This is a genomic window from Paenibacillus darwinianus, assembly GCF_000598065.1.
Taxonomy (GTDB): domain Bacteria; phylum Bacillota; class Bacilli; order Paenibacillales; family Paenibacillaceae; genus Paenibacillus_I; species Paenibacillus_I darwinianus.
Map to the genome: position 1 here is coordinate 28,626 of NZ_KK082131.1, position 9,417 is coordinate 38,042.

The window sequence follows — 9,417 nt, forward strand, 5'->3', positions numbered from 1 at the left end:
CAGGAAAAGCTGGATATCGCTTTGAAATACGGTGCGACCAAGCCGTTTAGCCGCCGATTCGGTTGTCCGTTTATATGTTATATTAAATGACATAATAATGTGATTATTATTTACATCATAGCTTTGAGGGGTTATAATAGCATAAGTATGTTGGAACACCATATAAAGGACAAAAACCCGTGCGGGGTTTTTGTCCATTTTATTTCAATCACCAGGGGGTCTACATGTATTGCTACGTTACGACTGATGCCGGCTATACGCTGCCCAATGGAAAGGCCATGCTGAATAACCTCACCTTTTCGGTGAAGGCTCATGAAAAAACCGTCATTTTGGGGGGCAACGGATCGGGCAAGTCGATTCTGCTAAAGGCATTGTGCCATCAAGTGCGGTTAACGCAGGGGAGCGTTGCGCTGTTCCATGCCCCGATCGATTCATGGTCGAAACAGCAAATCAACGCTTCCGTGAAACTGGTGGACAACGTTTTTAAACCGTCACTCTTCCACCGGACGATATGGGAATACCTGACTCATTTACTCATGAAGGAACGGCTGGCGAAACGGGAAATCGAGGATAAGGCGAAGCTGCTATTGTGCTCGGTCGATTTGTATGAAACGAGAATGGACGATGTCAAATACCTGTCGCGTGCGGATTTGAAAAAGCTTCAAATCGCAGCGGCTCTTTGCTCGAATCCTAAGTTGATGCTGTTCGATGATCCGTTTCTGGGACTGGACGCCGCAGCACGCTCGCAAATCAGCTGCCTGCTGGATTCGCTGCATCTAACCGGCATTACGGTGATCGTTGCCACGCATGACGTTGATTTTGCGGCCGCTTGGGCCGATTCGCTCTTGGTGCTCAAGGATGGCGGGCTTATTGCCGCCGGAACGGCCGAATTAACCGTACAACCGGACGTTATGGCAAGAGCGGCTATGGGTTTGCCCACATTATCCCTTCCTTTTACGTTTCTGAACAATGTCAGGATCGCTCGTTACCCCCGTACGCTCCCGGAAACCGTAAGGCTGTTGTATACCCTGCATTCAAACGAATCCATGGAGGAGATGCAATGAGCGTACAGGTGGTATCGCTTCTGTCACTGGCTTTTATATTAGGATTAAGACATGGCGTAGACTGGGACCATATCGCCGCAATCACCGATCTGACCGCATCCGAGCGTAAAAGAAAAAAAGGTTTTGTGCTTGCCGTTTTCTACGCGATCGGCCATGAACTTGTTATTCTGTCCCTCGGCCTGGTGGCCGTTGTTATCGGATATGCGCTTCCCGACTGGGTCGACGGCTTCATGGAAAAATTGGTCGGCATCACGCTAATCGTTCTGTCTGCCTTGTTACTGAATTATTTGCTAAGAAACAATCAGGAAACGATTCTGATAAGCAGATGGAGGCTGGCTTACAACGGGATCAGCAATTTGATCTCTTGGCTGGGCTGGAAGCTTGGAAACAAGCGAGCGGATTATAACAGAGGGTTAAACGCAAATATGTCCAACCGCGGCGCTGTCTTGATCGGCATCATTCATGGAATCGGCGCGGAAACGCCAAGCCAGCTTTTGCTGTTTGCCGCAGCGACCGGCTCAGGCTCGATATCGAGCGGAATCATGACCGTCGTGGCCTTCGCATTCGGGTTGTTTGTTTCCCATTTCTTTATCGTCATGGCCTCCCTTTTCGGAATATCACGGATCATCGGCAAGCCCAAGGTTTTTCGGGCCTTCGGAATCGCGGCATCCCTTTATAGTATCGGCTTAGGTATTCTTTATATTGCCGGCGCGGGCAACTGGCTACCTGGCATCCTGTGAAGTCCCGCTGCGTTCAGCCTGTTGTCCGGCGCGGTCGAAACCTTTATACTACAGAATGTAATGATCGTGCTGTCAGTGAAGAGGGGTAGAAACGTTGGATTGGTTGGTGAAAGTCGAGCAACTCGCCGCATGGCTGAGAGAGTTTGGGATATGGGCCATTGCCGTCAGCTTGCTCCTCAGTATTGCGGTCGCTATTTTGGGCCTGGTCCCATCGGTGTTTATTTCAGGAGCAAATGCGGTTGTGTTTGGGATTGTTCCGGGTTTTTGGATTTCGTTGGCCGGGGAGGTACTGGGGGCTGCGATATCGTACTGGCTTTATAAATGGGGCTTCGGCAAAACCCGTCTGAAGCAGGACAATTGGAGCTGGCTGCGAAGATTGAACGAAGGCGGGCGCCCGAAGCAATTTTCAATCCTTGCATTTGCCAGGTTAACCCCGGTGCCCTCGGGGGTCATTACGTTTGTTGCGGCGATATCGAGCATGCGCTACATCGATTTTCTCCTGGCTACGACGTTGGGGAAGATGCCTTCCATTGCAATGGAAACGCTGATCGGCCATGATCTGTTTACGATTAATGAGAACCTGCCTAGGCTGCTTGTCGTTGTGTCTGTCGTAATCGTTGTCTATTTGTTGTTCCGAGGCCGCAACAAAAAGAAGGGCTGATCCGGCGAAAGGCTTGCGCGACCGCGCGTCTTCGCTCTCAGCCTTAAAACGCCGCCGCTGCCAGCCTATTGCGTATAAGACAGACGCCGCCTGCAAACGCTACAACCGGGGCTGCCTATGCGCGCTTGCCCCGCATCAAGCGAAGCGGAGGGTAACTCATGAAACTTAGGGGCTTGATCGGAACGGTTGGTCTGCTTATTGCTTCCTTGCTGTCGGGATGCTCGGATACGCAAGGCGACGTCGGCAACAAAAATATCCGCACGCAAAGCGTAAGACAGGACGGCAACGGCAATCGGATCATCGACAAACGGTTCGCCGACGATATTCAGAACCAGCAAAACCGTATGAACGGCAAACGGCTGAACAGCAACAATCTGATTGGCAATCACCGGAATTACCGGATGGAAATGAGCCGGAATATCGCCGATCATCTCAATAAACTCGATGGAGTTCAGGCATCGTATGTGGTGCTCACCGATCGCAACGCCTATGTCGCCGTTCGGGCAGGCAGGGCCGCGCCGGAACGGGATGGCGGTCTGAAAGTCCGCATTGCCGACCGGGTGAGAGAGATGGCTCCGCAAACCGAGCAGGTATTCGTATCGGCAAATCCCGAATTCGTCGACCGGATGAGCGGATACATGGCGCAGGTCGAGGAGGGGCATCCGATTCAAGGCTTCATCGCGGAATTCAACGGCATGGTTGAGCGGATGTTCCCGGTCGATTCGGGATTGCGGTACAGCCATGGCACCAGAACGCTCTATGATTGACGTTGAAAAGCATCCCCTTCGTTAACCGGCCCTGTGCCGATTGCCGAGCGGGATGCTTTCTTTTTGGGTGGATGCCGCGGGACGCCATGCGGCTCCGAGTCGCCCATTTTCAGGGGAAATCGCACCCCCGCTACTTGCCTCTCATATGATAAGTTGACTGTATCCCTTTACCTTGTAAACACTATACAACCCAGGCAAGGAGGGGTGACAAACATTGAAGGGAAGCGACCACAGCAGCAAGTTCTTATTGACCCACCGTGAACGAGAGGTTTTCGAACTGCTTGTGCAGGACAAAACCACGAGGGATATCGCGCAGCAACTGTTCATCAGTGAGAAAACCGTGCGCAACCACATATCCAACGTCATGCAAAAATTAAACGTCAAAGGCCGTTCACAAGCGGTTGTCGAGCTAATCAAGCTTGGGGAATTGAAAATTTGACGTTAGCTTTTGCGGGGTGATTCAGACCTTCTAACCGCTTTCGCGAGGAAGCCGGGGAGGAGGTTTTTTTGACCGTATCCGACAAACCGGCGGCGCATCCGCCGGCCTAACAGAAATCCCAGGACGATCACGATCAGCGCAATGATCAGAATAGTTTTCATACGGTATCATGCTCCTTTCGGCATTCTTACACCAAAACGAGCGTGCAGAATCAAAGGTTCCGCATGAAAGTTACACAAGTTCCGTAAATTCTGTTTCCTCCCGGCTGTCTGGTTTCCGCTCCTGCTTGTACGCGATCAGGACGATGGTGTCTCCGGTCGATTCGGACAAGCTTTCTTCCGCCTGCTTGAGCTGCCGGATTTGTTCGTCGGATAGGTGGGCGGTTTGGTAATCCACGGTATCGCCTCCAAACGTATTTTTGTTATTATGCCCGTGTTGAACGCCGTTTTTTCATCCAGTTTCAGGATAATAACGCCTTTGCGGCAAACGATACCGGACTATACGCTTTTCACGGATCTCCTGACGATCAGCTCCGCGGGGAGAACGATTTTGCGCCACGGTCCCGCGTCTGAGCCCTCCTTGATCCGCTCGATCAGCATTTGCATGCCCAAATAGCCGAATTGGTAGGCCTGCTGTGCGGCGACTGTAATGAACGGATCGAGCTCCGCATACGGACCGAAGTCGTCGAAGCATACGACGGAGATGTCGTCAGGCACGCTTAACCCCTTCGACCGGAGCAACCGAATAATCTCCAAAGCCAGCGCGTTATTGCCTGCCACGATGGCCGTCGGGAGAGGAGCCATCCGCGAGAGCCATCGGTCCATCTCGGACAAGTCGTTCATCGGTCCGAAGCTCGTTTCATAGATGCGCGTGTCGTCAATCGGCAAATCGTTGAGCTTCAATGCCTCCAAATAGCCCTGCAGACGCAGACGTGCGCTGGATATCGATGATGAGCCGTTCAGTATAGCGATGTTTCGGTGTCCGTGCGCGATCAAATGCTCGACAAGTGCGCGGGCGCCTTCCTTGCTGTCGCCCAGTACAATGTCGCACTCGATGCCCGGCACCTCCCGGTCGATTAGGACGAACGGCACCTCGTGCTTGCGTAGCTTTTCCAGATGCGGAAGCGAAGGGTCGCCTGCCGGAGCCACGAGGACGCCGTCCACACGAGCCGTTAATAGGGTGTTGATGTATGCCGCTTCCTTCTGCACGTTCTCGTCGCTATTGCCGAAAAGCAGCCGATAGCCATGTTTGATGGCGGCATCCTCGGCACCGCGAGAAAGCGTCGTATAGAAGGGATTCATAATATCCGTAATAAGCAGAGACAGAATATGAGTCTGCTGGAGCACAAGGCTTCGCGCCATCTGGTTCGGCACATAATTCAGCTCATCCATCACCCGTTTCACCTTAGCCCGCGTTTTATCACTGATTTTACCGGTGTTATTGATAACTCTGGAAACGGTCATAGCCGACACGCTTGCCTTTGCGGCGATATCATATATCGTTACCATGGCATATTCCCCTCACCCATTGAATACTCATTTTATCTTACCCAAAAGAAGCTGTTGACAGCAAGAGGGCGGTATTGATATTTTAAAGTTATCGATAACATTTTTATCTAAAACGGAGGGATTAAGTTGACAGATACGGCTTATCGTTTTCAGCAAGGCTTCCCGAAAATCGGCATTCGGCCGACGATCGACGGACGGCGAAAAGGGGTCCGCGAATCGTTGGAGGAGCAAACGATGAACATGGCCCGCGCGACGGCAGCGCTGCTTGCCGAGCATCTGCGCTACCCGAACGGCGAGCCTGTCGAATGCGTCATTGCCGATACATGCATCGGAGGTGTGGCGGAATCGGCCGCTTGTGCGGATAAATTCGCGAAAGCGGGTGTGGGGCTCTCGATAACCGTAACGCCTTGCTGGTGCTATGGGACGGAGACGATGGATACGGACGCTTCGATCCCTAAGGCGGTCTGGGGCTTTAACGGCACGGAGCGGCCGGGCGCCGTTTATTTGGCTGCTGTGCTGTCCGGTTATGCGCAAAAAGGGCTTCCCGCTTTCGGCATCTACGGTGAGGATGTACAGGATGCCGGCGATACGACGGTGCCGGAGGATGTAAAAGTGAAGCTGATCGGCTTCGCCAAGGCAGGGCTTGCAGTCGCCTATATGAAAGGCAAGTCCTATCTGTCGATGGGCTCGGTTTCGATGGGCATCGCGGGCTCGATTGTGAACGATGCGTTTTTCCAGGAGTACCTTGGCATGCGCACGGAATATGTCGACATGAGCGAATTTGTACGGCGCATGGAAGAGGGCATTTACGACGACACGGAATTTAAGAAAGCGCTTGCTTGGGTAAAGGAGCATTGTCCGGAAGGTCCCGACAATAATCCGCCTCAGCTGCGAACGTCGCGCGAGCGCAAGGCCCGGGATTGGGAGACGGTCGTCAAAATGACGCAAATCGCGCGCGACCTGATGGTCGGCAACCCGCGGCTGGGCGAGTTGGGCTTCGGTGAGGAGGCGCTGGGTCATAACGCTATTGTGTCCGGCTTTCAAGGTCAGCGGCAGTGGACGGACCACTTCCCGAACGGGGACTTCATGGAGGCGATGCTGAACTCCTCATTCGACTGGAACGGCATCCGCGCGCCGTATATCGTTGCGACGGAAAATGACAGCCTGAACGGTGTCTCGATGCTGTTCGGCTATCTGCTCACGAATACGGCGCAAATATTTGCCGACGTTCGAACCTACTGGAGTCCGGACGCCGTGAAGCGGGTTACCGGACACTCGCTTGCCGGCGCGGCGGAGGGCGGTATTCTGCATCTGATCAACTCGGGGCCGGCTACGCTTGACGGCACCGGTGAACAGACGAAGGACGGGAAGCCGGTCATGAAGCCTTTTTGGCAAGTTACTCCCGAGGAGGCGGACAAATGCTTGAAGGCCACTTCTTGGAGGCCGGCATCGGTGGAATATTTCCGCGGCGGCGGCTATTCGTCGGACTTCCTGACACGCGGCGGAATGCCGATGACGATGTCCCGTTTGAATTTGGTGAAGGGCATCGGGCCGGTGCTGCAAATTGCCGAAGGCTACTCGATCGAGCTGCCGGCGGATGTCCACGAAGCACTCGACAAAAGGACGGACCCCACCTGGCCGACGACCTGGTTTGCGCCGACCTTGACCGGTCATGGCGCGTTCCGAACGGTTTACGATGTCATGGACAACTGGGGGGCGAACCATGGTTCGATCAGCTTCGGCCATATCGGGGCCGACCTGATTACACTGGCATCGATGCTGCGCATTCCGGTCAATATGCACAATGTGGCGGACGACCGCATTTTCCGTCCTCGTGCATGGGGATTGTTCGGTACGGCCGACCCGGAAAGCGCGGATTTCCGCGCCTGCGGTAATTTCGGTGCGCTTTACAAGTAACGGGAGAGGGATGAGGCAATGAGCAGCATGCGCATACGGGAAGAGCTTTGCAAATACGCGCGCAAAACGGTCGCCAACAAGCTGGTGGTCGGCCCCGGTGGCAACATCAGCGCACAGCACGAGCATAAAATGTACCTCTCTCCGAGCGGCTTCGCACTGGATGAAGTCGAGCCGGAGCAATGGGTGGAGGTGGACATTGCCACCGGCGCGATTGCGGATATCGGACTGCGGCCCTCCTCCGAGGTGCTGATGCATTTGTACGCCTATCGGGCAAATCCGGATATCGGCGCAATCGTGCACACTCATCCTCCCTATTGCATCGCGTTCACACTGGTGGAGCAGGAATTGCCGGTCATGTTCCCGGATCAGGCGGCCCTGGTCGGCAAGACGGCGTATGTGCCCTATGTCCTGCCTACCACGGACCGGCTGGCTGATGCCTTCGTCGGGAAGGTGAATGACGCCAGCTCCATTCTACTCGGCAATCATGGGCTCGTCACGACGGGACGGAATCTCCGGGAAGCTTATTACCGGACGGAGGTTGTGGAAGAAAGCGCCAAAATCTATCTCATTGCCAAGGCGATTCGCAAGCCCAAGGCGCTCACCGAGGAACAATTCGAAGAGGTTGCCTCGCTGGAGAGTGAAGCGTACCGGATACAATTGCTGCAGAAGATGAACGGATGAGAGGAGACGGTCGCCAATGACGTTGCTTTCGGTTGCGCTGGCCTTCGACTTGGGTGCGAGCAGTGGAAGAGCGCTGATCGGCGAGCTGACGGACGAATGCGGGCGGCAGCAGCTTCGGGTGACCGAAATCCACCGCTTTCCGAATCGGCCCGTGCAAGTAGGCCGTCATTTGCATTGGGATATTTTGCAGCTGCTGCAGGAGGTGAAAGGGGGAATCCGCAAGGCGTTCCAACAAGGCTATGCAGTTGAGTCTTTCGGAATCGATACCTGGGGGGTCGATTTCGGACTGCTTGATGCTAACGGCGAGCTGCTGGGCAATCCTTATCATTACCGCGATCCGCATACCGATGGGCTGATCGCGGAAATCGGCGCCTTGATCGGCAAGGGGGAGCTCTATGAGCAAGGCGGCCTGCAAAGTATGCCCTTCAATACAATTTATCAGCTGTACGCCATGAAGAAGGCGGATTCGCCGCAGCTGCAAGCGGCACAAACGCTGCTGCTGACGCCCGATCTGCTCGTTTATTTCCTCACCGGCTGCAAGGTATGCGAGTTTACGATGGCCACTACCACCCAGCTGTACATGCCGTTGGAGCAGGTCTGGAACACCCGCTTAATGGAACGGCTGGACATTCCCGCGCGGATTTTTCTGGAACCTTCGCTTCCCGGCACCTTGGTCGGTCCGCTTGCCGATGATGTATGCCTGGAACTGAACGTTCCGAAGATCGATGCGGTGGCTGTCGGCACGCACGACACCGAATCCGCTGTGGTCGCCGTTCCCGCGCCGCCTGGACCGTTTGCCTATCTGGTTTGCGGTACATGGTCGTTGCTTGGAACGGAGCTGGATACGCCGATTATTTCAGAGGAAGCGAGAGAGTTGGAGTTCTCGAACGAAGGCGGGGTCGGAGGGACGTACCAGCTGCTCAAAAATATTATGGGCCTTTGGATTTTGCAGGAATGCAAGCGTGAATGGGATGAACGGGATGAGACGGTTAGCTTTCAGGAGTTGGCCGAGGAGGCCCGGTCTGCAGCTCCGTTCCGCAGCATGATCGATCCCGACGATGCGAGGTTCTACGGCCCGGGCGGGATGCCGGGCAAAATTCAAAGCTATTGCCGGGAGACGAATCAGCCGGTGCCGGAGTCGAAGGGTGAACATGCAAGATGCATTCTCGAGAGTCTGGCGCTTCGCTATCGGCAAGCGTTGGACCAGACGGAACGGCTTGCCGGGCAGAGGTTTGACGGCCTTCATATGGTCGGCGGAGGCATACAGAACGAGCTGCTATGCCGATTCACAGCCTGTGCGCTCGGCCGGCCGGTATGGTCCGGACCCGTAGAAGCGAGTGCAATCGGCAACCTATTGGTGCAATTCATTGCGAAGGGCAAATGTGCGGATTTGCAGCATGCGCGTCGGCTCGTGGCCGCGTCCTTTCCGATTGATACCTATGAGCCGCTTGATGACCGCGCGGAATGGGATTTCGCCTATCGTCGATTTATAGCGCTGACCGGAACCCCGTGAAAACGACAAACAATGGGAGGAAGTTGCCGAATGTTAATCGGTATTCCGAAGCTGCTCTCGCCAGAGCTTCTGAAAGTGTTGATGGAGATGGGGCACGGTGACGAAATCGTGCTGGCCGACGGCAATT

11 protein-coding genes are annotated in these 9,417 nt (G+C 54.6%); 9 read left to right on the top strand and 2 right to left on the bottom strand.

Features of this window, described 5'->3' with window-relative positions; translation table 11 throughout:
* Positions 1-224 precede the first annotated feature (224 nt).
* From BG52_RS14735 to BG52_RS02130, 5 genes are all read left to right on the top strand, one after another.
* Positions 225-1,064 carry an ATP-binding cassette domain-containing protein gene (locus BG52_RS14735; RefSeq protein ID WP_051587615.1) on the top strand — a complete coding sequence of 280 codons (840 nt, stop codon included), beginning with the start codon at positions 225-227 and terminating at the stop codon, positions 1,062-1,064.
* Complete coding sequence (locus BG52_RS02115) at positions 1,061-1,804, top strand: hypothetical protein (protein WP_036580569.1); 744 nt, start codon at positions 1,061-1,063, stop codon at positions 1,802-1,804. The genes BG52_RS14735 and BG52_RS02115 overlap by 4 nt, the downstream gene beginning before the upstream one ends.
* 94 nt (positions 1,805-1,898) lie before the next feature.
* Positions 1,899-2,465, top strand: coding sequence for a TVP38/TMEM64 family protein (locus tag BG52_RS02120; RefSeq protein ID WP_036580571.1), 567 nt, complete (start codon positions 1,899-1,901; stop codon positions 2,463-2,465).
* Positions 2,466-2,623: 158 nt separating this feature from the next.
* Positions 2,624-3,232: a YhcN/YlaJ family sporulation lipoprotein gene (locus tag BG52_RS02125; protein ID WP_036580573.1), complete on the top strand. Its 609-nt coding sequence runs from the start codon at positions 2,624-2,626 to the stop codon at positions 3,230-3,232.
* A gap of 214 nt (positions 3,233-3,446) precedes the next feature.
* Positions 3,447-3,671, top strand: coding sequence for a helix-turn-helix domain-containing protein (locus BG52_RS02130; RefSeq protein WP_036580574.1), 225 nt, complete (start codon positions 3,447-3,449; stop codon positions 3,669-3,671).
* A 231-nt stretch (positions 3,672-3,902) separates the two neighbouring features.
* Here BG52_RS02130 and BG52_RS15865 read toward each other — a convergent pair whose 3' ends face one another.
* Positions 3,903-4,067, bottom strand: a complete 165-nt coding sequence (locus BG52_RS15865) for a hypothetical protein (RefSeq protein WP_190287440.1) — start codon at positions 4,065-4,067, stop codon at positions 3,903-3,905.
* A gap of 101 nt (positions 4,068-4,168) precedes the next feature.
* A complete protein-coding gene (locus BG52_RS02135; protein ID WP_036580577.1) occupies positions 4,169-5,179 on the bottom strand; it encodes a LacI family DNA-binding transcriptional regulator in 1,011 nt (336 codons plus the stop codon).
* 126 nt (positions 5,180-5,305) lie between these two features.
* On the opposite strand from BG52_RS02135, the gene BG52_RS02140 reads away from it, so the two are divergent.
* The 4 genes from BG52_RS02140 to BG52_RS15120 form a co-directional block, all read left to right on the top strand.
* On the top strand, positions 5,306-7,096 hold the full coding sequence (locus BG52_RS02140; RefSeq protein WP_036580579.1) for an L-fucose isomerase: 1,791 nt from the start codon (positions 5,306-5,308) through the stop codon (positions 7,094-7,096).
* A gap of 18 nt (positions 7,097-7,114) precedes the next feature.
* The gene (locus tag BG52_RS02145) at positions 7,115-7,777 is read left to right on the top strand and encodes a class II aldolase/adducin family protein (RefSeq protein ID WP_036580581.1); all 663 of its coding nucleotides are present in this window, start codon (positions 7,115-7,117) and stop codon (positions 7,775-7,777) included.
* Between the two features lie 16 nt (positions 7,778-7,793).
* Positions 7,794-9,290, top strand: a complete 1,497-nt coding sequence (locus BG52_RS02150; RefSeq protein WP_036580583.1) for a rhamnulokinase — start codon at positions 7,794-7,796, stop codon at positions 9,288-9,290.
* A gap of 30 nt (positions 9,291-9,320) precedes the next feature.
* The coding region (locus tag BG52_RS15120; protein WP_036666774.1) for an RbsD/FucU domain-containing protein at positions 9,321-9,417 on the top strand (97 nt) is incomplete at its 3' end.

What these genes read in the sequence shown, in the direction of transcription:
- BG52_RS14735 (WP_051587615.1), top strand. Translation starts at nt 225, where the DNA reads ATGTATTGCTACGTTACGACTGATGCCGGCTATACGCTGCCCAATGGA.
- BG52_RS02115 (WP_036580569.1), top strand. Translation starts at nt 1,061, where the DNA reads ATGAGCGTACAGGTGGTATCGCTTCTGTCACTGGCTTTTATATTAGGA.
- BG52_RS02125 (WP_036580573.1), top strand. Translation starts at nt 2,624, where the DNA reads ATGAAACTTAGGGGCTTGATCGGAACGGTTGGTCTGCTTATTGCTTCC.
- BG52_RS02135 (WP_036580577.1), bottom strand. Translation starts at nt 5,179, where the DNA reads ATGGTAACGATATATGATATCGCCGCAAAGGCAAGCGTGTCGGCTATG.
- BG52_RS02145 (WP_036580581.1), top strand. Translation starts at nt 7,115, where the DNA reads ATGAGCAGCATGCGCATACGGGAAGAGCTTTGCAAATACGCGCGCAAA.
- BG52_RS02150 (WP_036580583.1), top strand. Translation starts at nt 7,794, where the DNA reads ATGACGTTGCTTTCGGTTGCGCTGGCCTTCGACTTGGGTGCGAGCAGT.